The following is a 22019-nucleotide window of genomic DNA, read 5'->3' as shown; positions in this document are numbered from 1 at the left end:
TCAGGCCGAGCCGGTGGTCTCCCGCTGGGCTGCCGTCGAGGCGCCCGGCTCGGCTGCCGTCGTCGGCTCCACCGGCCCGGCCGCGGGTGGCTTCTCCGCCGCATCGGCACGCCCGGCCCGGGCGAGCAGCCGGTCCACGCCCACGAACAGCAGGCCCAGCAGCCAGAACACCGCGGCGAACCCGACCGCGCTGACCGCCACCCCGTCGTAGCCCAGCTCGCCCGCGTCGATGAACGGGTACGGGTACCTCTCCACGATCAGGCCGCGTACCAGCGCGAACCCGAGGTATCCGAGCGGGAACACCAGCCACCAGGCGGCGTACCGGGGGCGCAGCCGGCCGCGCCTGTCGAACAGCGCCCAGTCGGCGACCGCCAGCAGCGGCACCACAGTGTGCAGGAACTGGTTGCCCCACCACTCGCCCGGTTGCCGGTCCGGCTGGGCCATCGCGAACGGGCTGGCCGGGTTGGCCAGCACCAGGTGGTAGACCGTGCCGGTGATGGTGATGTAGAGGGTCACAGCCCCCTTGAGGACGCTCGGTGGCTCCGGCCGGTCGCGCAGCGCGCACCAGGCGGCGTACCCGGCGAGGACGCCGACCGCCACGTTGCTCTGGATGGTGAAGTACGGCAGCAGTCCGGTCACCGTGGCCGGGCCGAGCGCGGTGAGGACGATGCCGGCCAGCACGGCGAGCACCACTGCGAGGCGGAGGAGGATCGCCGGTAGGCGACGCCGGGGGGTCACGGGGGGCAAGTTACCAGCCGGTCGTCAGCCGGGACGCCGCCCGGGCGGGGTGCCGGACGGCCGGCCGACGTGCCCGGGCGGGAGGTCGTCCACGCCCGGCGGCCCGCCGGACGGGTGGACCGGGTGCGCGGACCTGCCGCCGCCTCGCCCGCCGGCCTTCCCCGGCGGATCGTCGCCCAGCAGCCCGGCGCAGTAGTCCGGCACGCGGTCGTGACCCCCGGCGGCGGCGACGAGGCCGCTGAAGGCGGGTGTGGCCAGGGCCCGTCCCCGCTCCGGCTCGGCGACGGCCCGGTACGCGACGCACAGGCCGGGCGGCGAGGACGGGTGTGGTGTCCGGGGCGCCGGTGAGCCGGCCGGCGGGCTCGGCCGGGCCGACGGCGCAGGGGGCGCGGTGACGACCGGCGGCGCTGCCGGACGTGCGGCGCGCGGCAGGTTCCCGGTCGCGGCGAGCGCGACGCCGCCGGTGAGGGACGCGGCCAGTGCGGCCACTGCCACCCGTACGCCGAACCGGGCACCGCGGCGACGGCGCATCCACCGGGCGGCCCGGAACGCCGCTACCGCTGCCGCCTCGCCGTCGAGCTCGCCCGTGCCGGGCGCGGCGCGGACCGCGTCCAGCACGGCGGCCAGTCCCGGCGGAGCGGTCGGCGTGTCGCCGGAGCGGCCGACGAGCAGCCGCTCGACGGTTTCCTGGTCCAGGCCGGATGCGTCCATCTCGTCACCCTCAGCGCCGCCACCCGGCCGGGCGTCACACTCCGGCGCGCCGAGGAGCCGGTGAGGTCGGTCACCCGGCGCCGGTCACGGCCCCGGGGCATCTCCGGTTGCCGATGTCCCGCACTCGCGGTGAACTGAATTACATGGGTGTCATCAAGGTGGGCACGTCCTCCTGGGCCGACCAGATGCTGGTCCGCTCCGGCTGGTATCCGCGCGGGGTCAACACCCCCGCCGGCCGGCTCGGCTGGTACGCCGAGCGGTTCGGACTGGTCGAGGTGGACACGTCGTACTACGCCGTGCCGGCGCCGGAGACGACGGCGGGCTGGGCGGCCGCCACCCCGGACGGGTTCACCTTCGACGTCAAGGCGTTCCGGCTGTTCACCGGCCACCACACGCCGGTCGACGCGCTGCCCCGCGACCTGCGTCCGGCCGGCGGCCCGAACCGGATCCGCTGGCGTGACCTGCCCGCCGGGGCGTACGACGAGTTGTGGGACCGGTTCCACGCGGCGCTGGCGCCGCTCGCGGCGGCCGACCGGCTCGGTGCCGTGCTGTTGCAGTTCCCGCCGTGGCTGGCCCGCGGCGAGGCGGCCCGGCGGCGGATCCTGGACGCCGCGCGGCGCTGCCGCCCCTGGCCGGTCACCGTCGAGCTGCGGCACTCGTCCTGGTTCGACGGGGACGCGATGGCCGACACCGTCACGTTCCTGCGTGAACACGACCTCGGGTACGCCTGTGTGGACATGCCGCAGGGGCACGTCTCCTCGGTGCCGCCGATCCTGGTCGCCACCACCGACCTGGCCGTGATCAGGTTCCACGGGCACAGCACCGCCTGGGAGAGCGGCGACAAGCAGGAGCGGTTCCGCTACGCCTACGGCGAGCGGGAGTTGCGGCACTGGTCGGTGCTGCTGCGCGAGCTGGCCGACCAGTGCGCCGAGCTGCACGTGCTGATGAACAACTGCTGTGGTGACCAGGCCCAGCGCGACGCCGCCCGCCTGGCCGGCCTGCTCGGCGTCGCGCCCGCCGCCGCGCGCGCATGACGTTTCCTCAGCCGTCGTCCGGGTACCGCCGGGGCATGGACGACAGCGAAGGGGGATCGGTGGAGAAGCGGCGCGGCGAGGACGAGCGAGACCCGCGAGCGACCCGGGAGGCAGAGGAGGCGCACGGCGGCAGCATGGCGCCGGGCCTGGTCGACGACACCGGGCACCCGGTGGCCGAGTCACCGGTGCCTGACAACGAGCCGTCGGCGCCGGGTGGTCCGGGCGAGGACGGCACCGGCTCCTGACGGCCTAGGGACGCGTCTCCGGGCGCATCCCGGTCGCCTCCTCCAGCGCGTTGTCGCCGAGGTCGCCGTCCGCCCTGTCGTCCGGGAACGTCCGTCCCGACGGCGCCGGATCCGGCGGCGCGCCCGGCCCGGCCTCGGGCGTCCGGGTCGGCTCGACGGATCCGAACCCGTGCCGGCCCGCCTTCGGTCCGCCCGGCCCGGCGCCGGCCGCCCGGCGCTCGCCGAGCCGCCCCTCGGGTACGGCGGTCTCCTCGCTGCCCTCGTCCATCGGGTCTCTGTCACCGGCGCCCCACGGCGGGTCGGCGTCGAAGCCGTCGGTGGTGCCCCACGGCGCGGCCGACTCCGGTCCGCGCCCGTCACCCGTACCCGGCCGGTCCCTACTGGTCATGGTCACCTCGCCTGGCTGCTGATGTCCGTGCCGCCCGTCGACGGACGGTCTGGTCCCGGGGCACCGCGCGGCCGGTGACCCACCCCGATGTGGGTCGCCGGCCGCGCGGTGGTCAACGGGCCGCCCCGACCAGATGACGTCCGGCCGCGCCCACGGCGGCCACCTTGCCGATGTTCTTCGGCGCGGACATCAGCCCGCCCGCGCGGTCGAGCATGCCCCGGAACACCTGGCCCGGTTTCTGCTGCTCGCCCATGTACGCCGACACCACGACGAGCGCGCCGGTCAGCGCCGGGACAGCCCACTGGAGCAGCTTCATCTGCCGCTGGCTGGCCGCGACGTTCGCCGGGGTGTGGTGGTTGGGTTCGGTGGTCCCCTCGACCGGCGGGCCGCCGGCCTTCTCCAGCCGCATGCCGACCAGCCGGCTGTAGCCGGTCACCGCCAGCGCGCCGACTGTCAGCGCGGTCTTCACCGCGCTCATCTTCCCCACGCCCGCCTGGCGGGCCATCCGCGGGCTCTCGGTGACCAGTTCACCGACCGCGCCGGCCAGGTGCGCGCCGATCGCCGCCGCGTTGACCGGTGTCCACCGCGCCCACCCGGCCGAGGCCACCGGCAGCCGCTCGGTCGTGTCGTTGATCCGTGCCGCCGCGCCGTTGACGCCGAGCGCCCCCATCAGGGAACCGCCGAACCAGGCCGCCAGGCCCAGGTCGTGCATCGAGCGCAGCGTGGTGTGCCGTTCTGACATCAGATCCCCCTCCGCCGTGTTCGGGCGGTGCGGCATACCCACGATCGGGCGACTCACGCCCGGCGTGGCGGGGAGGAGGAGGGCTCAGCGGCGGGGGAGCGTGCCGGCGAACGCGGCGATCCGGTCGGCCAGGGGCGCCGACGCGCGTACCCAGGTGAAGTGGTCGAGCGGCGCGCCCGCCTCGGCGACCGTGTAGCGGTGCCGCGTCACCGGCGCCGCGGTCAGCTTCTCGCAGAGGTGGTCGAGCGTCTCGTGCGGCGTGTACTGGTCGTCGTCGACGCTCACCGCCAGCACAGGTGTGCGGATCCGCCGCACGGCGGCCTCCGTGTCCACCCCGTCCAGTGCGGGGAAGCGGCCGGTGCGGGCCGTGTGCGCCCAGTCCCGGATGACGCCGGCGGCCTGCCGGCCGCCGAAGCCCCAGCCCGGCCAGACGCCGAGCAGCCGGGCCGTGGCCGCGATCGCCTGGGTGTACGGCAGCACGCCCCACCCGCGCAGGCCCGGGTACCGCCGCCACCACGGCAGCCCCACCGCCACCAGGGCCAGCCCGTCCACCCGGTCGTCGTCGTGCAGCGCCTGGTGCAGCACCGCCACCTGACCGCCGAGGGAGTGCCCGAGCAGCAGCCGGGTACGGCCGTCCAGCCGGGGCTTGAGCGCGTCGAGCACGGCGCCGACGTCGGTGGCCATCTCCTGGTAGCCGTAGCGGCAGGCGCGCGACGGCGCAGGGGTGCTCTCGCCGGTGCCGCGCAGGTCGGCCACGATCACCGCGAGCCCGGCGTCGCGCAGCGCGGCGGCGAACGGCCGGTAGTAGCGGGCGCGTACGCCCATGGCCGGCCAGATCAGCACCACCGGCGCGCCGGGCGGACCGGCCGGCTCCGGGTAGACCTGCACGCCGATGCGCGCGCCGTCGACGTCCACGAACTCCTGGGTGTAGTCCCCGCTCACCCGGATCAGGGTACGGCCCGAACCTACCGGTGGGTAGCAAGGGGTGGCCGGACCCGTTCGCCCCGCGCCCCTGCCCTCGGGTTCCGCCCCCACCCAGGAGATCGCCGACTTCTCCGCGGACCCGTCGCCTCCGCCGTGGAGGCTCCGGGCGCTGGACGGGCGCCCTCGTGCCGGAGAATCGGGTCTGCGGAGGTCCTGTCTCGCGGCGGGGCGTCAGCCCGGCAGCATCCCGGGACCGAACACCTCGTAGGCGATCCGCTCGGCCGGCACACCACGGCGCAGCAGGTTGCCCCGGACCAGGTTCATGAACGCGATCGGACCGCACAGGTGCGCGGCCGCCCCGGCGGGCAGCGGGAGCCGGTCCGGGTCGATCAGCCCGGCGGACACCTCAGCCTTCAGGCCGGGCAGGTCGGCCCCGGCGGCGTCGAGATACCAGAGGTGGACGGCCAGGTTCGGCAGCCGCTGCTGGAGCACGGGGAGTTCCGCGCGCAGCGCGTGTGCCTCGGCGTCCCGGTCGGCGTGCGCCAGCGTCACCTGGCGTCCGGGGTTCCGGTCGGCCAGGTGGGCCAGCGCCGCCATCGCCGGGGTGAGCCCGATGCCGGCGCTGATCAGCAGCAGCGGCCCGTCGCCGCCGGTGGCGTCGACCTCGCCGAACGCGGGGCTCAGCCGTAGCGTGTCGCCGACCGCGACCCGGTCGTGCAGGTGGCCGGAAACCATGCCGTCGGGCGCGCCGCCCTCGCCGCGTACGCGCTTCACCGTGATCCGCCACGTGTCGGCGCCCGGGCGGCCGGAGAGGCTGTACTGGCGGATCTGCTGTCCCCGGCCGCCGTCCAGGTCGACGGCGACCGAGACGTACCGGCCGGGGGTGAAGCCGGGCGCGGCGCCGCCGGCGGCCGGCGCGAGGGTGAGCGAGACGACGTCGGCGCTCTCCCGGGCCCGGCCGGTCACCCGCCAGTCCTGCCACACCGGACCGCCCTCGGGCACGCCGGCGCCGGCGTAGAGCCGCGCCTCGCGGGCGATCAACTCGCAGGCCAGCAGCCAGTAGACCTCGTCCCAGGCGGCGGCCACCTCCGGCGTGACCGCGTCGCCGAGCACCTCGCCGACCGCGGCGAGCAGGTGCCGGCCGACGATCGGGTACTGGGTGGCGGTGATGCCGAGCGAGGCGTGCTTGTGCGCGATCCGGTCCAGGACCGGTCCCCACGGCATGCCGGTGTCGCCGGTCAGGTGCGCCGCGTACGCGACCACCGCCGAGGCGAGCGCCGCCTTCTGCGCTCCGGTGGCCTGGTTGCCCCGGTTGAACAGGTCCAGCAGGTCCGGGTGGGCGTCGAACATCCGCTGGTAGAAGCGGCCGGTGATGGCCTCGCCGTGCGCCTGCACGACGGGCAGGGTGGCGGTCACGACCGCAGCTGAGGATTCCGAGAGCACGACCGAATCTCCTTCCGGGGTTCGAACAGGTCGATCTCCACGAAACAGGAATCCATGATTCCTCTTTCAGGGCCGAAGGTCCCGGTGCCGGGGTGGCAAGGGTCACCGTGAATCTGCTGGTGTCCCGGACGGCGCCGAGTGGCTAGGGTCGGTGCGTGAGGCTGAACCGGTCGACCGACATGGCGTTGCGGATCGCCATGCTGACCGCCGCGTCCCCGGTCCGGGCCACAGTCGACGAACTCGCCACCCGGCTCGAACTGCCCCGCAGCCACGTCGCCAAGGTGGTGCAGCGGCTGCAACGCATCGGCGTCCTGGTGACCATCCGGGGCCGCTCCGGCGGCGTGGCCTTCGCCGAACACGCCGGGGACATCACCGTCGGGCGGGTGGTCCGCGCCTTCGAGGGCGACGGCGAGGTGGTCGACTGCGCGCAACCGGTCTGCCCGCTGGTCGCGGAGTGCCGGCTGCGCGGTGAGCTGCGCCGCGCGCAGGCCGCCTTCCTCGCCGTGCTCGACGGAGTACGCCTCGGCGACCTGGTCGACGGATCCGCCGGCCCGCTCCTGCTCAGCCTCGGCGCGCCACCGGCAGGCCGCTGATGGCCGTCTCCCATCCGATCTTCTCCCGGCTCTTCGCCCGCGCCAGCGTCGCAATGGACCAGGCCGGGATGGCCGAGCACCGCGCCCGCCTGGTCGCCGGGCTGCGCGGCCGGGTGGTCGAGGTCGGCGCGGGCAACGGGCGCAACCTCGCGCACTACCCACCGGGGGTGACCGGCGTGGTCGCCGTCGAGCCGGAGCCACGCCTGCGTGCCCTGGCCCGCGCCGCCGCACCCGGAGCCCGGGTACCTGTGACAGTCGTCGCCGGTCTCGCCGAGGCGCTGCCGGTCGCCGACGGCGCCGCCGACGCGGTGGTGCTGTCGCTCGTGCTCTGCTCGGTGCCGGACCAGGCGGTCGCGCTGGGCGAGGCACGCCGGGTGCTGCGGCCCGGCGGCGAACTGCGCTTCTACGAACACGTGGTGGCGCAGACGCCCGGCCTGCGCAGGGCCCAGCGCCTGGCCGACGCCACGCTCTGGCCGCTGTTCTGCGCCGGCTGCCACACCGCCCGGGACACGGTGGCCGCGATCCGGGCCGCCGGGTTCGAGGTGACCGCGCTGGACCGCTTCCGCTTCCCGCCGACCGGGCTGCCGGCGCCGGCCTCGCCGCACGTGCTCGGCACCGCGATCCGGGCCTGACGCCGGACCGGGCCGGTTCTTCCGGCCCGGTCCGGCGCGCTCAGCTCACGCTCACCGTGCCGTCCGGGGCGCGGACGCAGGAGACGGTACGGGCGCCGGTCGCCGCCGCCCCGGCCAGGCACCGGCCGAGCACCTTGTGTCCGGCGGCGTTCGGGTGCCACGACTCCTGGCAGGTCTGGAAGTACGTGCCGCAGGCGTTGGCGATCCGCTGGATGTCGAGCTTGTCGTATCCGGAGAGGCTGGTGACGAACGTGCCGCTCGGGCCGTCCATCAGCCGGATCGGCGTGGCCAGGGCATTGCCCGGGCTGCCAGTCGACTCGCAGAGCCGGGCGCCGTCGAACGCGCGCTGCACGTTCAGGTAGACCAGGTCGTCCTGCGGGAACTCGCCGGCGAGCGTGCCGCGTACCGAGCTGACGAGCGTGCCGAGCCCCTGCGAGAAGCGGTGGCCGGGCGCCAGGCTGGCCCGGTGGATCGGGCAGCCGGCCGCGTACCGCTCGGCGCCCAGCGCGCGGAACTTGTCCCGGGTGTCGTCGCGGCTGTCCTCGGTCCAGTAGGTCTGGTTCAGCTCGAACGGCAGCGGGTTGGTGTAGTCCTGGAACACCACCCGGTGCTGCCCGTCGGCGTCGATCTGGTCCAGCGTGGTGAGCAGTTGCCGCAGCGCCGTTGTGGTCTCCGCGGTGGCGGCGGCGAACTGCGCGGCCGTGCCCAGGTCGGCGTCGGTGCACGGCTTCTGCTCCACCGGCCCGCCCAGGTACGCCCAGAACTCCCACCAGCCGGTCCACGCGTCGGCGATGAACCGGTTGGCGCACTTCTCCGCCACGCTGCCGAAGGTGAACGAGCTGTTGTTCGAGCCGAGGCCGACGAGCACCAGATCGATGTCGTGGGTCCGCGCCACCGACCGGAGCTGGTCGAGCTGGGCGGCCACCTGCCGCCCCTTGGTCCGGGTGGCCGAGGCGCTGGCGATGTCGTACGGCTGGCCGCCCGAGCAGGCCAGGTTGAACCGCGCGGAGATACCGGGCAGGTCGGCCTGGAACAGCGAGGCGTTCGGGGAGCGGTGGCAGAAGTAGGCGTTGGCGTTGGCGGCGGACCAGCCGGGGAAGCCCTGGGCCACCCCGTTGACGTCCACGACCGGCGCGTACGCCCCGGCGCCCTCACCGCTGATGAAGCTGTCTCCCAGCGCCACCGCGGCGGTGGGCAGTGCGGCGGCTGCGGGCCGGGCGGGCGCCGCGGCGGCGGGTAACGCCACCGTGGCGAGCGCCAACGCCGCCGCGAGCACGGAACGACGGAACACGGACATGCCCGACCTCCCAAGACATCGAAATGTGAAAGATTCTTCAGGGGGGCGATCAGATCACGCACGTGTGACGGACGTCAATGGTTCGACATCAGTGGCCCCGCATCGGGGAAGACATCCGGTACCCGGGTCGTTGTGCCGCCTGGAGCCCCGGCCCGTCCCGCCGGCCGCCGTACGCGGCCGCGGCGCGGACCCGGCCGGCAGGCCGATCGCGCAACGCACCGCCCCGGTGCCGCCGACCTGTCGGGGCACCCGGCTAGGCTCGCTCCGGCGCGCCGCGCCCGGCGATCACCGTGGGGGGATCACACGGTGAACGGCACCACACCGCCGAGACCTGGGAGTACGACCAGTTGACCGCACAGCCTGAGACCCTCTACGGGGCCGACGACCTGACGCATCTGGAGGGCCTCGACGCCGTCCGCAAGCGCCCGGGCATGTACATCGGCTCGACCGACAGCCGTGGCGTGGGTCACCTCGTCAACGAGATCCTCGACAACTCGACCGACGAGGGTGTCGCCGGTCACGCCACCAAGGTCGACGTGATCCTGCACGCCGACGGCTCGGTCCAGGTCGACGACGACGGCCGGGGCATCCCCACCGACGTGCACGCGAAGTCCGGCATCTCCGGCGTCGAGCTGGTGCTGACCCGCCTGCACGCGGGCGGCAAGTTCGGCGGCTCCGGCTACAAGACCTCCGGCGGCCTGCACGGCGTCGGCGCGTCAGCGGTCAACGCGCTGTCCCGCCGCTTCGACGTCACCGTCCGGCGCGGCGGCAAGGTCCACGCCATGTCGTTCCGCCACGGCGTACCGGGCGTCTTCGACGGCGACGGGCCGGACGCGCCGTTCACCCCCGGCCCCGGCCTCCAGATCGTCGGCGCGATGAAGCGCGGCCAGCGCACCGGCACCTCGATCCGCTGGTGGCACGACCCCCGCTACTTCGAGACCGGCGCCGCGCTCGACACCGAGACGGTCCGGCTCAAGCTGCGCAACACCGCGTTCCTCGTCCCCGGCGTCGCCTACCGGCTGCGCGACGAGACCGGCGAGCAGAGCGTCGAGGAGAGCTTCCACTTCCCCAACGGCCTCACCGACATGGTGGAGTTCCTCGCCCCGGCCGGCGACCGGCCGGTCTCCGGCACGCTGCTGGTCACCGGCGAGGGCACCTACCGGGAGAACGCCGCCGACGCCAACGGCGTCATGCAGTCCAACGTGCAGCGCCGCGCCGAGGTCGAGGTGGCGTTCCGCTGGGGCACCGGCTACGAGCGCACCGTCGAGTGCTTCACCAACACCATCCGCAACGCCCACGGTGGCACCCACCGCAAGGGCTTCGAGCGGGCGCTCGCCCGTACCCTCGCCGACGCCGCCCGCAACGCCCGCGGCCTGCTCAAGCCCAAGGAGGACGCGCCCACCCTGGACGACGTCCTGGAGGGCATGACCGCCGTGGTGCACGTGCGCATCCCCGAACCGCAGTTCACCTCGCAGACCAAGGACGAGCTGTCCACCGCCGGCATCACCAAGGTGCTCCAGGGTCTGGTCGAGGCGCACCTCAAGAGCTGGCTGGAGGACCGCCGGACCAAGGCCGAGGCCCGTACGGTGCTTCAGAAGATCGTCGACGCGGCCCGCGTCCGGCTCACCCAGAAGCAGCAGAAGGACGCCGCCCGCCGCAAGACCGCGCTGGAGGGCGCGGCCATGCCGGCCAAGCTCGTCGACTGCCGCGCCACCGGCGTGGAGCGCAGCGAGCTGTTCATCGTGGAGGGCGACAGCGCGCTCGGGACGAGCCGCATGGCCCGCTCCTCCGAATACCAGGCGCTGCTGCCGATCCGCGGCAAGATCCTCAACGTGCAGAAGGCCAACCTCCAGCAGGTGCTGGACAACGCCGAGTGCGCGGCGATCGTGCAGGTGCTCGGCGCCGGCTCCGGCCGCACGTTCGACCTGTCCGCCCTGCGGTACGGCCGGGTGCTCATCATGGCCGACGCGGACGTCGACGGCGCGCACATCCGTACCCTGCTGATCACGCTGTTCGCCCGCTACATGCGGCCGCTGATCGAGGCCGGTCGGCTCTACGCGGCGATGCCGCCCCTGCACAAGATCACCACGAAGGGGCGCAACCCGCAGACCGTCTACACCTACACCCAGGCCGAGATGGAGGCGACGGTCCGCAAGCTGGAGAAGGCCGGCAAGCAGATCGTCACGCCCATCCCGCGCTTCAAGGGCCTCGGTGAGATGGACGCCGACGAGCTGTGGGAGACAACCATGAACCCGGCCACCCGGGCGGTCCGCCGGATCACGCTCGACGACGTCGAGGCCGCCGAGCGGATCCTCGAACTGCTGATGGGGGAGAAGGTCGAGCCCCGCCGCAACTGGCTGATCGACTCCGCCGACCGGGTCGACCGCGACGCCATCGACGCCTGACCAACGGGTTCGTCTCGGAAGGAAACCGCACCATGGCACGCCGCAAGGACGACCGCGCGAAGGCGGACCTGGCCGCCTTCGACCAGGCCGGCGCCCGCGTCTTCGACAACCCGCTGGTCACCGAGGTCTCGGACTCCTACCTGGAGTACGCGTTCTCGGTCATCCACTCCCGCGCCCTGCCCGACGCGCGCGACGGGCTCAAGCCGGTGCACCGGCGCATCCTCTGGTCGATGCACGAGCAGGGCCACCGGCCGGACCGCGGCCACGTCAAGAGCGCCCGGATCGTCGGCGACGTGATGGGTAAATACCACCCCCACGGCGACACCGCTATCTACGACGCGATGGTGCGGCTGGCGCAGGACTTCTCCCTCAACGTCCCGCTCATCGACGGGCACGGCAACTTCGGCAGCCCGGACGACGGCCCGGCCGCGGCCCGCTACACCGAGGCCCGGATGTCCCGGGAGGCGATGCTGCTCACCGGCGAGCTGGGTGAGGACACCGTCGACGTCGAGCCGAACTACGACGGCTCGCTGACCCAGCCCACGGTGCTGCCGGCCGCGTTCCCGAACCTGCTGGTCAACGGCGCGTCCGGCATCGCGGTCGGCATGGCGACGAACATGATCCCGCACAACCTCGGCGAGGTGGTCCAGGCCGCCCGGTGGCTGATCAACCACCCGGACGCCACACTCGACAAGCTCATGGAGTTCGTGCCCGGCCCCGACCTGCCGACCGGCGGGCTGCTGCTCGGCCTGGACGAGGTGCGCCGCGCGTACGAGACCGGGCGCGGCGTGGTGCGCATGCGCGGCCGGGTGGAGATCGGCCCGCTGGAGGGCAGCCGCGGCCGGCAGGCCATCACCGTGACCGAACTGCCGTACGGCGTCGGCGCCGAGAAGGTCATCGCGGCCATCACCAACGAGGTGAACAAGACCAAGCGGCTGACCGGGATCGCCGACGTCAAGGACCTCACCGACCGGGAGAACGGCACCCGCCTGGTGGTGGAGTGCAAGGTCGGCGTCAACCCGCAGGCGCTGCTGGCCGACCTCTACCGGCTCACCCCGCTGGAGCAGTCCTTCGGCGTGAACAACCTGGTGCTCGTCGACGGCCAGCCGCGCACGCTCGGGCTCAAGGAACTGCTCGACGTGTTCCTGGCCCACCGCTACGAGGTGGTGACCCGGCGCAGCTCGTACCGCAAGCGCAAGCGGGAGGAGCGCCTGCACCTGGTCGACGGCCTGCTGATCGCCCTGCTCGACATCGACCGGGTGGTCAAGCTGATCCGTGCCAGCGAGGACGCCCAGGCCGCCAAGGACGGCCTGATGCAGCGGTTCAAGCTCTCCGAGATCCAGGCGACCTACATCCTGGACACTCCGCTGCGCCGGCTGACCAAGTACGACCGGCTGGAACTGGAGGCCGAGCAGGAGAAGCTGCGCGGCGAGATCGCCGAGCTGTCGAAGATCCTGGACGACGAGAAGGTGCTTCGGAAGGTGGTCTCCGACGAGCTGGCCGCCGTGGTCAAGCAGTTCGGCGCGCCGCGACGCACCACGCTCGTCGACGGCGACCTCAAGGAGGTGCTGGCCGCCTCGGTGCCCGCCGGTCCGCTGGAGGTCGCCGACGACCCGTGCCAGGTGATCCTCTCCGCCACCGGGCTGGTGGCGCGGACCGCGGCCGAGTCGGAGGAGGCCGCCGAGGCGCGCCGGCGCAGCGGCCGGGTCAAGCACGACGCGGTACGCGCGATCGTGCACTCCACCGCCCGCGGGCGGGTGCTGCTGGTGACCAGCGCCGGCCGCGCGTTCAAGATCGACGTGTTGCCGTTGCCGGTGCTGCCGGAGCAGTCCGGCACGGTGTCGCTGCGCGGCGGCATGTCGGCGGCGGAAGTGGTGCCGCTGGAGCCGGGCGAGACGGTGGTCGGGCTCGCGCCGCTGGGCCCGTCCGCGCAGGGGTCGCCCGGCCTGGCGCTCGGCACCCGGGCGGGCGTGGTGAAGGTGTGCGCCCCGGACTGGCCGGTCCGCTCCGACGAGTTCGAGGTGATCTCGCTGCGTGACGGCGACGAGGTCATCGGCGCGACCTGGCTGACCGACGGCGCCGAGACGCTGGCGTTCGTCTCGTCGGAGGCGTGCGCGGGCGGTCTTCTTCGGCGCGATCCGCACGGACGACTCGAAGCACGGTGAGCCGATGGTGGTCACGTCGACCGGAGCCACGGTGAAGGTGACGCCGTTCAAGGCGTACCCGGCGAAGGGAAGGGCGGCGTCACCTTCACCGTGGCTCCGGTCGACGTGACCACCATCGGCTCACCGTGCTTCGAGTCGTCCGTGCGGATCGCGCCGAAGAAGACCGCCCGCGCCTGGGGGGGTGGGGGGGGGCGCCCCGCCCCCCCCGCCCCAACCGCTCAGTCGCCGCCGCTCGTCCCCTGCCTCCGCCCGCACCCGGCCCGGCGGCGTGGCCCTGGCCGCCCCAGCCCTCCGGCCACCCGACCCGTCCTCCCCGCTGCGCCCCTCCCGGCCCCACCCAACCCGGTTGATCAAGGAGTTAGCGGCCTCTTCACGCCCCGCGCCGACCACAAACTCCTTGATCACCGCAGCGGGCGCTCCTGCCGCACTGGGCGCCCTGGGCGGCTGGCGAGTTCCGGGCGTCTGGGCACTCGCCCCCACTCTGCACGGTCGATCATGAGGTTAGCGGCGACAAAACGGACACCGAGTGCCGCTAACCTCATGATCGACGCGGTCGGGCCCTCCGGGTGACCTGATCGCCCCCCACCGCCTGTTGACCATGAAGTTGGCGGGCGTGAATCGGGCAAACTGTGCCGCCAACTTCATGATCGACGGGGCGAGGGTCGGGGCGGCGGTGGGGCGGGTCAGAGTTCGGGTTCGGGGGACTGGCGGGACTCGGGGGTCGTGCCGCGCAGGCGGGCGATCAGGCGCATGCCGTGGTAGATGACCAGGGCGGCGGCAGTGCCCAACGCGATGCCGTTGAACGACAGATCACCGGCCGTCAGCGTGTAGTTGGCGGCGCCGATGATCACCGCCACGGCGGCGGTGAACAGGTTGATCGGGTCGTGGAAGTCGACCCGGCTCTCGATCCAGATCCGGGCGCCCAGAATGGCGATCAGGCCGTACAGCGCGGTGGTGGCGCCACCGAGCACGCCGGCCGGGACGGTGAGGATCAGCGCGCCGAACTTCGGGCAGAGCCCGAGCAGGATCGCCGTGCCGCCGGCGATCCAGTACGCGGCGGTGGAGTAGACACGGGTCGCCGCCATCACGCCGATGTTCTCCGCGTACGTGGTGGTGCCGGAACCGCCACCGGACCCGGCCAGCACCGTGGCGACACCGTCGCCGAGCAGCGCCCGGCCCATGTCGCGGTCCAGGTTGCGGCCGGTCATCGCGGCTACCGCCTTGACGTGCCCGGCGTTCTCCGCGATCAGCACCAGGATCACCGGGATGACCAGCACGACGGCACGCGCGTCGAAGCTCGGCGTGTGGAACTCGGGGAAACCGACCCAGGCCGCCTGGCGCAGGCTGCTGACCGCCTGCTGGTCGAGGTTGCCGGTGAGCGCGGCGAGCACCCAGCCGACCACCACGCCGACGAGGATCGACAGCCGCGCCACGAAGCCGCGGAACAGCACAGTGGTGAGCAGGATCGCGACGAGCGTGACCATGGCGATCAGCGGCTGCGCCTTCACGCCGGTGCCGGACCCGCCGCCGTCCCACGCGACCGGCGCGAGGTTGAGGCCGATCAGCATGACGATCGCGCCGGTGACCACAGGCGGCATCAGCGCGTCGATCCAGCGGGATCCGGCCACCTGCACCACCACGCCGACGATCGCCAGCGCGACGCCCGCGACCACGATGCCGCCGAGGGCCGCGCCGATGCCGCCGTCGGTCTTCGCCGCCAGGACCGGCGCGATGAACGCGAACGACGACCCGAGGTACGAGGGCAGCCGGTTGCCGGTGATCAGCAGGAACAGCAGCGTGCCGAGCCCGGAGAACAGCAGCGTGGTGGCGGGCGGGAAGCCGGTGATCAGCGGGACGGTGAAGGTGGCGCCGAACATGGCGACCACGTGCTGCACGCCCACGCCGATGGTGCGCGGCCAGGAGAGCCGTTCGTCGGGTGCGACCACGTCGCCGGGGCGTACCTGGCGGCCGTCGCCGTGCAGGGTCCACGGGGACCAGCGGGAGGTGGGGGACTGGGTCATCGGTCGCCCTTCGCGTCATCGGGTGACGGGGGCGTGATCGACCCTGGGAGTTGTTTCTAGCACGTGCCCTGGCGGGACGTGGTCCCGCCCCGGCTCAGGCGACGCCGGTGGGACGGAACTGGACGCTGACCCGGGGGCCGACCGGCCGGGTGGTCTTCGGCACCGCGTGTTCCCAGGTGCGCTGGCAGGAGCCGCCCATGACCACGAGGTCGCCGTGGCCGAGCGGGAACCGCAGGCTGCCGCCGCCTCCGCCGCGCGGGCGCAGCAGCAGCGCGCGCGGGGAGCCGAACGAGACGATCGCCACCATGGTGTCGGTGTGCGCGGAGCGGCCCAGGGTGTCGCCGTGCCAGGCCACGCTGTCGCGCCCGTCGCGGTAGAGGCACATGCCGGCGGTGACGAACGGCTCGCCCAGTTCGGGCGCGTAGTGCCGGGTGAGCGCGTCCCGGGCCTCGGTGAGCACCGGGTGCGGCAGCGGCCGGCCGGCGGCGTACCAGCAGAGCAGCCGGGGCACGTCGACCTCGGTGTCGTACATGGTCCGGCGTTCGGCCCGCCAGGGCACGTCGTGGCGCAGCGTGTCGAGCACCTCGTCGGAGCCGCGCACCCAGCCGGGCAGGTGATCGACCCAGGCGCCCCGGCTCAGTTCGTGCCGGCGCAGCGCCCCGGCGAGCGGGCCCAGGGTCGGGCCCTGCTCGGCCAGGTCGAGCATCGAGGGCTGGTACGCGTCGGACACGCAGCCGATCGTACCCCGCTCTCGAACAGGCGTACGACGATCAGCGCCGCAGCATCCGGCGGACCTTGCCCGGGACGGCCTGCTTGATCCGCTCCCGGAGCTGCTGCGAGCGCAGCGCGTCGATGGTGGCGGTGAGCGTGGCGTTCTCGTCGCGCAGCCGTTCGATGCGGGTCAGCAGTTCGGCCGGCGTGGTGGCGGCGGCGGGCCGGACGGCCGGCGGGAACACCGTCTCGCCGACCTGCCTGTCGAAGCGCGCGGCGCTGTCGCCGTCGGCGAACGAGGTGCCGAGGTCGTGCTTGCGCAGGAACGCGGTGATGGTCTCGAAGCGGGCCTTGTGGCCGTCGTTGAGCGCTGTGTAGTCGGCCTCCGCGTAGAGGTCGGCGGCGTCGACGTCGGCCGGCACGTCCCGCATGATCCGGTGCGGGATGCCGAAGTAGCGGGCCAGTTCCAGGGTGCGCGAGTCGTGCGCGAACAGGTAGCCGGGCGTGCCCGCCACGAGCGCGGTGATGGTGCCGTGGATGCGGGTGCCGAACGCGAAGTCGTACCCGGACAGGTGCGACATCCAGGTCCACGGGTCGACGAACATGCGCACCTTGTCCTCGGCGAACAGCGGGTGCGAGGTGTGCAGCGGGATGTCGCTGCTCTGGCCCCGGTGCTCGGGCGCGTCGCCGTAGAGCAGGGTGCCGAGCGTGCGCAGGTCCTGCGGCACGTAGCAGAGGTTCGGGTAGCGCTCCTGGTGGTGGCGGACCACCGAGGCCATCGAGCGGACGTACGGGGAGATGGTGAGCGCGACCTTCGAGTCGGCGGTCAGCTCCGGGCGGCTCTTCTCCAGCTGGAACGTGTCGCCGTGCAGGAACATCGACGGGCAGCCGATCTGCTCCACGGCGGAGAAGCCCAGCGCGTTGAGGTAGCTCTCGGTCACCTCGCCGCGTACGCCGATGCTGTGCGACCGGTCCAGCACGGCCTTGCAGAACGCGCGGACCGGCTCGTCGATCGGCCGCAGGTACTCGCGGTCGCCGTCGACGTTCGTCTGCACGCCGACGCCGAGCACCACCACCGGGATCTTCAGCCGTTCGATCAGCCGGGTCAGCGGCGTCAGGCGGTGCACGAAGCTGCGGCGGAACGCGTTCGCCAGCGGTACGACGAACACGTCGTGCCGCTCGTTGATCTCGTCGGCGAGACGCGGGTCGGCCGGGGTGCGTGTCGGTGTGATCTCGGCCGTGGAGGTGGCGAGCAGCTTGTGCGCGGCGTGGCTGAAGACCAGGTTGCCGCTGTTGTCCCCGATCCAGTTGCCGGCGAACGTCTCCTCGGGCGTGAGGACGTCGAACGGGCCCTTGCGGGCGCGGAGCAGGATCCGCTGGTGCATCCGGTTCGCTCACCTTCCGTACGGCACGGCGTGCGGGCGGGAGCCGGGTGGGTGCCCGCGCGTGCAGAACGGAAATCCTATCCGCCGCCCGAGCGGAGCCGAGCGGACGTCGGCTCGCCGGGAACGTCCCGGTTCCCCGGGGTAGGGTGCCCGGAATGACCAGCGCGCCGACCGTCACCCGTGCCCCGCGACTGCCGTCGCTGACCGGATTGCGGTGGGTGGCCGCGCTGCTGGTCTTCGGCTTCCACGCCGGGACCATGGGGATCATCGCCGAGCCGCACCTGAAGCCCCTGGTCGACAAGGCGTTCAGCCTGGGCCTGTCCGGCGTCGAGTTCTTCTTCATCCTCAGCGGGTTCGTGCTGGTCTGGTCGTACCGGGACGGGGAGCGCGCGTGGACGTTCCTGCGCCGCCGGTTCGCCAAGATCTACCCGAACCACGTGGTGACGTTCGTCGCGGCGCTGGCCGTAGCGGCCTGGTTCGCCGACCCGGTCGTGCCGTGGGCCGCGATCGCCAACTTCTTCCTGGTCCAGGCGTGGATCCCGCTGGGCGGCTACTTCTACAGCGTCAACAACGTGAGCTGGTCGCTCTCCTGCGAGCTGGCCTTCTACCTGTGCCTGCCGCTCGTGGTGCCGTGGCTGCGCCGGGCCCGTACCGGCGTGCTGCGGACCGTGCTGGTCGCGGCACCACTGCTCATCCTGGCGCTGTGGCCCGGCCAGCAGCTCGTGCCGGAGGAGCAGCGGTGGTGGTTCACCCAGATCTTCCCGGTGACCCGGTCGCTGGAGTTCTGGATGGGCGTGGCCGCCGCCGAGCTGATGCGCCGGCACCGCTGGCGCGGACCGAACCTCGCCGCCGCCACCGGGCTCTTCGTCGCCACCTGGGTGATCGCCGCGCTGTGGATCCCGGCCGAGTTCTGGGCGGCGCTGCTCGCTGTCGCGTACCTGCTGGTCATCGCCGCCGCGGCGGACGCCGACGTGCGCGGCCGCCCCACCCCCTGGCGGTCCCGGGCGATGGTCTGGCTCGGTGAGGTCTCGTTCGCCTTCTACCTGGTGCACGTGCTCGTCATGGTCACAGTGCTGCGGCTGACCGGGCACTGGGGGACCGGGCTGCCCGGCTGGCGCGGCCCGGTCGCGGTGCTCGGCTTCCTGGTGGTCACGCTCGCGCTGGCCGCCGCGCTGCACCGCTGGGTGGAGACACCGATGATGCGCCTGCTCGGCCCGTCCCGCCGGGTCCGCGCGGCGTCGCGCGCACCGGCCGTGCCGGCTCCGCGCGAGCCCGCCGAGCCCGCCACCAGCCCGGCCGCCGACGGCGGCGCGAGGCCCGTCACCGGTCCGGCCGAGGACATCGAGTACGCCGGGCGGCGTCGCCCGGACTGACACGCGCACACGTCCGCCGGTCGATCCGCGACACGCCGTGCGGCGGTGCGTTCGTGGGGGATCGGCGGTAATTTGTACCCGTGCTTCCGATCGCGCTCACCTGCCCCGTGTGGTGGGTGGCGCGCTGGACCGCCCGGATGCTCGCCAGTCTCGCCGTGGTCGTCGCCTGTTCGTTCGGCGCCGCCACGCTGCCGGCCGGTGTCGCCGCTGCCGCCCCGGCTCCGGCGGTCGCCGCCTCGACGTACACGGTCACCGGCGCCTCGACCGCGACGCGGCCGGAGGCCGACCGCGTGGCCGAGCGGCAGGCCGCTCCCGCCGGGGTTCCGGCGCCCGCACCCCGGGCGGCCGCCCCGGCCGTCGTGGAGCCGGTCCCGGCCGGACGGGCCGTCGCACCGGCCGGCCCGCGGGCACCGCCCGCCCGCTGACCCGCTCACGGGCCGCGCCCGTTCTCCGCACCCACCGCACGTCATCCCCGCACCCGCCCCGGCGGCCCTCCACCGGCCCGCCCCGGCGAGGTCGTGCGGGTCCTCCCGCCAGGTCCTTCCCGTGAGGTGCCGACCATGTCGCAGACCGCTCTGTACCACTTCCTCACCTCCGTGCCCGAGGCCGCCGCCATCTGGTCCTTCCTCCTGCTGCTCGCGCTGGGCCTGCTCGCCGCGCTCGTCGCCCGGCCCGAACGCGACCCCGCGCCGGAGACCGCCCCCGAGCCGGCCGACGCCGACGCCGCCCGCCGCGACGACCTGATCCGGTACGCCGAGGAGGTGGCGGTGGCCGCCGCCGGGGCCGCCCAGACGGCCCGTCGCCGCCGGGAGCGGTGGCTGGCCGCGCAGGACGAGGCGGACCGGGCCTGGACCGCGTACGACGAGGCGGACGCCGCCGCCCGCCGCCTCGCCGGCGCCGCCGCGCTGGCCGCGCCGCGCACGCCACGAACCCCTGCGGAGTACGCGGCCCGGGAGCGCTGGCTGCGCCACGCCGCCATGACGGCGCACTGGCGGGGCGACCTCACCGCCCGTCAGCTCGCCGACGTGCTGGCGCGCCGCAACGGGTGGGATCCGCGCCGGCACCCGGCCGAGCAGGAGATCGTGCTGGCCCGCACCGTCAGGGACGGGCGCCGGGCCGGATGGGAGAGCGCCGCCGCGCGGGAGCGGGCAGCCTGGCGGGACGCGGAACTGGCCGCCGAGGCCGCCCGGACGCTCGCCGCCGAGGCGTACGCGGCCACCGTGGCGCTGCGGCCCGTCCCGGCGTACCGGAGCGCGACGGCGAGCACCTCGCCGGTGCCCGCGTCGGTCCGGAACGCGCGGTGGCGCCCGGCCCGGGTCGGCTGAGACGGCCGTCTCGACCGAATCGTTACCCGGAACGTGGTGAGCCCGGTCACCCGGTTCACCGAAACGGGCGCCGGGCGCAGAACGGGTCATCGAGTATCGCGATTGCGGGCCGGGTGGTCGCCGTCTGTCCGCTTTCCGCCGCCGGGCGCCGTCGAAACTGCTTGTCCCATTGAGTGAAGTCAGTAACCGGGTGTTCCGAAATCCGTTACCACGGATCACGTTTACGCAGGTGGGAGCGCTTGGCAGGGGACATACCCACCGGTAGTGTCGGCGCGTCCGATGCGGTAATCGATCGCCGACGGCGACGCCGCACCGACCCGCCTAATCGTGTTCCACGAACCGGGGACCCATGAGCACCATCGGGGTGAATCCGCGAGCCCACGGCCCGCGGTAGGGCGTACTTCCCGCCCGAATCCGTCAGCTAACCCGGTCGGCGGCCACGGAAGGAGTACCCCGCGTGCCCACCCCTCGATCGTCCCCCCGCCTCCACGGCGAAGCGGTGCCCGCGCGCGCCTGACGCGCGACCGGCAACCGCCCCCTGGGCGCCCGGCATCACGGGCGTTCCCGATCCCCCGGCCATCCGGCCCCGCCAGCACGTGTGAGTTCCTCCGCGTGCCGGGCCGGCGTGTGCCGCTCACGCCCCGTGGAGGATTTCGTGAAGCACCACCTGAAGCGTCAGCTGCGACGGATCGTCACCGAACGCCCGTACCAGATCATCGCCGGATCGGCCGCCGCGCTCGTGCTGGCCGCCGGCGCCGGCACCGTCGCCACCGCGGGTGACGACGCCCCGGTCCAGGAGAACACCGCCGCGGTCGCCGACCTCGGCGCCGCCCGCCTCGGCGAGCAGCCCGCCAGCCGCAGCGAGGCCCGCATCGCCGTACCGCAGGCGTCGCCCAGCGCCTCCGCCTCGCCCAGCACGTCGCCGAGCGCCTCCCCGTCCGCGAAGGCCGCTGCCGACCCGGACACCACGCCCAAGGCCAAGCCGAAGCCGCCGTCGAGCAAGTCGCTCGACTACGACTACCAGGCCCAGATCAACTACTTCTACTGCGGCCCGGCCGCCGTGCGCAACGCGCTCAGCGCCGCCGGCGTCGAGCGCAGCCAGGACGCGCTCGCCGGCCCCCTCGGCACCACCGAGATGGGCACCAACTCGGCCGAGGACACCACTCGGGTGCTCAACCAGCAGGTCAAGGGCAACCCGTACCGGACCCGCATGATTCCCGGCTCGGCCACCCCGGCGCAGATGGACCGCCTCCAGGCCGACGTGGTCGAGGCGATCAGCAACGGCCGCGGGGTCGTCGCGAACGTCGCCGGTACGGCCACCGACACCAACGGCGGCTGGCACTCGTTCCCTGGTGGCCACTACGTCGCGGTGGTCGGCTACAAGGACGACGGCCGGACCGTACGGATCGCCGACTCGGCCGACCCGTCGCTGCCCTCGTACTGGATCACCACGATCGACCTGGCGCACTGGATCGCCAGCCGCGGCTACTCCGCCTGACCGTCCCGCACGCCCGAAGGCCGGCACCCCACCCGGGGTGCCGGCCTTCCCCGTCCCGCCCTCCCTCGCCCCCGTCCGTCACCGCCCAGGTCGGCGCCGTCGACTTCGTGGCGCTGGTGGCCCCGCAGGTGGCCCGGCGGCTGGTCCGCGCTCGCCCCTCGCCCTCGCCCCGCCCGGCCCTGGCGCGGCCCTCATGCGGCCTTGGCGCGCCGATCTTGGACTTGTGGCGCCCAGTTTGTCCGGCTCACCCGCTATGGAAGGTGCCACAACTCCAAGATCGACGGCGAGGGCGGAGTGTGGGCGGCCGGAGCCGGGGCGAGGGCGGCGCGCGGGGGCGAGGACGGGGCGGGGGCGAGGACGGGGCGGGGGCGAGGGCGAGCGGCGTGGGG

19 protein-coding genes, 1 pseudogene and 1 riboswitch are annotated in these 22019 nt (G+C 73.8%); of the genes and pseudogenes, 10 read left to right on the top strand and 10 right to left on the bottom strand.

Annotated features, from left to right (window positions below):
• Together IF06_RS0128970 and IF06_RS0128965 are read right to left on the bottom strand one after the other, a co-directional pair.
• Complete coding sequence (locus IF06_RS0128970; protein ID WP_030274809.1) at nt 1-738, bottom strand: Pr6Pr family membrane protein; 738 nt, start codon at nt 736-738, stop codon at nt 1-3.
• A 24-nt stretch (nt 739-762) separates the two neighbouring features.
• The gene (locus IF06_RS0128965) at nt 763-1449 is read right to left on the bottom strand and encodes a hypothetical protein (RefSeq protein WP_030274807.1); all 687 of its coding nucleotides are present in this window, start codon (nt 1447-1449) and stop codon (nt 763-765) included.
• Between the two features lie 143 nt (nt 1450-1592).
• On the opposite strand from IF06_RS0128965, the gene IF06_RS0128960 reads away from it, so the two are divergent.
• Together IF06_RS0128960 and IF06_RS0128955 are read left to right on the top strand one after the other, a co-directional pair.
• Entirely contained in the window at nt 1593-2483 is an 891-nt protein-coding gene (locus tag IF06_RS0128960) for a DUF72 domain-containing protein (protein WP_013285239.1), read from the top strand.
• A 35-nt stretch (nt 2484-2518) separates the two neighbouring features.
• Nucleotides 2519-2728, top strand: a complete 210-nt coding sequence (locus IF06_RS0128955; protein WP_013285240.1) for a hypothetical protein — start codon at nt 2519-2521, stop codon at nt 2726-2728.
• Nucleotides 2729-2732: 4 nt separating this feature from the next.
• Here the strand turns inward: IF06_RS0128955 and IF06_RS0128950 are convergent, their stop codons facing one another.
• From IF06_RS0128950 to IF06_RS0128935, 4 genes are all read right to left on the bottom strand, one after another.
• Nucleotides 2733-3116 carry a hypothetical protein gene (locus IF06_RS0128950; RefSeq protein ID WP_030274805.1) on the bottom strand — a complete coding sequence of 128 codons (384 nt, stop codon included), beginning with the start codon at nt 3114-3116 and terminating at the stop codon, nt 2733-2735.
• 112 nt (nt 3117-3228) lie between these two features.
• A complete protein-coding gene (locus IF06_RS0128945) occupies nt 3229-3858 on the bottom strand; it encodes a hypothetical protein (protein WP_013285242.1) in 630 nt (209 codons plus the stop codon).
• An 84-nt stretch (nt 3859-3942) separates the two neighbouring features.
• Entirely contained in the window at nt 3943-4800 is an 858-nt protein-coding gene (locus IF06_RS0128940) for an alpha/beta fold hydrolase (protein WP_013285243.1), read from the bottom strand.
• Between the two features lie 213 nt (nt 4801-5013).
• Nucleotides 5014-6225: a globin domain-containing protein gene (locus IF06_RS0128935; protein WP_030274803.1), complete on the bottom strand. Its 1212-nt coding sequence runs from the start codon at nt 6223-6225 to the stop codon at nt 5014-5016.
• Nucleotides 6226-6380: 155 nt separating this feature from the next.
• On the opposite strand from IF06_RS0128935, the gene IF06_RS0128930 reads away from it, so the two are divergent.
• Together IF06_RS0128930 and IF06_RS0128925 are read left to right on the top strand one after the other, a co-directional pair.
• Entirely contained in the window at nt 6381-6818 is a 438-nt protein-coding gene (locus tag IF06_RS0128930) for an RrF2 family transcriptional regulator (protein WP_013474717.1), read from the top strand.
• Nucleotides 6818-7450 carry a class I SAM-dependent methyltransferase gene (locus IF06_RS0128925; protein ID WP_030274801.1) on the top strand — a complete coding sequence of 211 codons (633 nt, stop codon included), beginning with the start codon at nt 6818-6820 and terminating at the stop codon, nt 7448-7450. Before IF06_RS0128930 ends, IF06_RS0128925 begins: the two co-directional genes overlap by 1 nt.
• A gap of 40 nt (nt 7451-7490) precedes the next feature.
• Here IF06_RS0128925 and IF06_RS0128920 read toward each other — a convergent pair whose 3' ends face one another.
• Nucleotides 7491-8747 carry a hypothetical protein gene (locus tag IF06_RS0128920; protein ID WP_013285247.1) on the bottom strand — a complete coding sequence of 419 codons (1257 nt, stop codon included), beginning with the start codon at nt 8745-8747 and terminating at the stop codon, nt 7491-7493.
• Nucleotides 8748-9094: 347 nt separating this feature from the next.
• Here IF06_RS0128920 and IF06_RS0128915 point away from each other — a divergent pair, with 347 nt between their 5' ends.
• Entirely contained in the window at nt 9095-11152 is a 2058-nt protein-coding gene (locus IF06_RS0128915; RefSeq protein ID WP_036311762.1) for a DNA topoisomerase IV subunit B, read from the top strand.
• 32 nt (nt 11153-11184) lie between these two features.
• Nucleotides 11185-13393: pseudogene (locus IF06_RS32375) on the top strand (DNA topoisomerase IV subunit A); the annotation flags it as partial.
• Between the two features lie 607 nt (nt 13394-14000).
• On the opposite strand, the gene IF06_RS0128905 reads toward IF06_RS32375, so the two are convergent.
• From IF06_RS0128905 to IF06_RS0128895, 3 genes are all read right to left on the bottom strand, one after another.
• A complete protein-coding gene (locus IF06_RS0128905) occupies nt 14001-15338 on the bottom strand; it encodes a uracil-xanthine permease family protein (RefSeq protein ID WP_030274798.1) in 1338 nt (445 codons plus the stop codon).
• A 94-nt stretch (nt 15339-15432) separates the two neighbouring features.
• A complete protein-coding gene (locus IF06_RS0128900) occupies nt 15433-16068 on the bottom strand; it encodes an alpha-ketoglutarate-dependent dioxygenase AlkB (RefSeq protein ID WP_013474723.1) in 636 nt (211 codons plus the stop codon).
• Between the two features lie 40 nt (nt 16069-16108).
• Entirely contained in the window at nt 16109-17434 is a 1326-nt protein-coding gene (locus IF06_RS0128895) for a polysaccharide pyruvyl transferase family protein (RefSeq protein WP_030274796.1), read from the bottom strand.
• Nucleotides 17435-17589: 155 nt separating this feature from the next.
• On the opposite strand from IF06_RS0128895, the gene IF06_RS0128890 reads away from it, so the two are divergent.
• The 4 genes from IF06_RS0128890 (at nt 17590) to IF06_RS0128875 (ending at nt 21630) form a co-directional block, all read left to right on the top strand.
• Nucleotides 17590-18807: an acyltransferase family protein gene (locus IF06_RS0128890; protein ID WP_030274795.1), complete on the top strand. Its 1218-nt coding sequence runs from the start codon at nt 17590-17592 to the stop codon at nt 18805-18807.
• 80 nt (nt 18808-18887) lie between these two features.
• Nucleotides 18888-19232 (top strand): hypothetical protein, encoded by a 345-nt coding sequence (locus IF06_RS0128885; protein WP_013285254.1) that lies wholly within the window; start codon nt 18888-18890, stop codon nt 19230-19232.
• Nucleotides 19233-19367: 135 nt separating this feature from the next.
• Nucleotides 19368-20132, top strand: a complete 765-nt coding sequence (locus IF06_RS0128880; RefSeq protein WP_030274793.1) for a hypothetical protein — start codon at nt 19368-19370, stop codon at nt 20130-20132.
• A gap of 308 nt (nt 20133-20440) precedes the next feature.
• A riboswitch (cyclic di-AMP (ydaO/yuaA leader) is annotated at nt 20441-20583 on the top strand.
• 204 nt (nt 20584-20787) lie between these two features.
• Nucleotides 20788-21630 (top strand): C39 family peptidase, encoded by an 843-nt coding sequence (locus tag IF06_RS0128875; RefSeq protein WP_036311761.1) that lies wholly within the window; start codon nt 20788-20790, stop codon nt 21628-21630.
• Nucleotides 21631-22019 lie beyond the last annotated feature (389 nt).

This window comes from Micromonospora globosa, from assembly GCF_000717585.1.
Classification (GTDB): domain Bacteria; phylum Actinomycetota; class Actinomycetes; order Mycobacteriales; family Micromonosporaceae; genus Micromonospora; species Micromonospora aurantiaca.
This window is presented reverse-complemented; position numbering and strand designations above follow the sequence as displayed.

Bases quoted from the DNA above. Each gene is read 5' to 3' on its own strand.
- IF06_RS0128905 (WP_030274798.1), bottom strand. From the start codon at position 15,338: ATGACCCAGTCCCCCACCTCCCGCTGGTCCCCGTGGACCCTGCACGGC.
- IF06_RS0128955 (WP_013285240.1), top strand. From the start codon at position 2,519: ATGGACGACAGCGAAGGGGGATCGGTGGAGAAGCGGCGCGGCGAGGAC.
- IF06_RS0128890 (WP_030274795.1), top strand. From the start codon at position 17,590: ATGACCAGCGCGCCGACCGTCACCCGTGCCCCGCGACTGCCGTCGCTG.
- IF06_RS0128945 (WP_013285242.1), bottom strand. From the start codon at position 3,858: ATGTCAGAACGGCACACCACGCTGCGCTCGATGCACGACCTGGGCCTG.
- IF06_RS0128925 (WP_030274801.1), top strand. From the start codon at position 6,818: ATGGCCGTCTCCCATCCGATCTTCTCCCGGCTCTTCGCCCGCGCCAGC.
- IF06_RS0128965 (WP_030274807.1), bottom strand. From the start codon at position 1,449: ATGGACGCATCCGGCCTGGACCAGGAAACCGTCGAGCGGCTGCTCGTC.
- IF06_RS0128960 (WP_013285239.1), top strand. From the start codon at position 1,593: ATGGGTGTCATCAAGGTGGGCACGTCCTCCTGGGCCGACCAGATGCTG.
- IF06_RS0128950 (WP_030274805.1), bottom strand. From the start codon at position 3,116: ATGACCAGTAGGGACCGGCCGGGTACGGGTGACGGGCGCGGACCGGAG.
- IF06_RS0128880 (WP_030274793.1), top strand. From the start codon at position 19,368: ATGTCGCAGACCGCTCTGTACCACTTCCTCACCTCCGTGCCCGAGGCC.
- IF06_RS0128895 (WP_030274796.1), bottom strand. From the start codon at position 17,434: ATGCACCAGCGGATCCTGCTCCGCGCCCGCAAGGGCCCGTTCGACGTC.
- IF06_RS0128920 (WP_013285247.1), bottom strand. From the start codon at position 8,747: ATGTCCGTGTTCCGTCGTTCCGTGCTCGCGGCGGCGTTGGCGCTCGCC.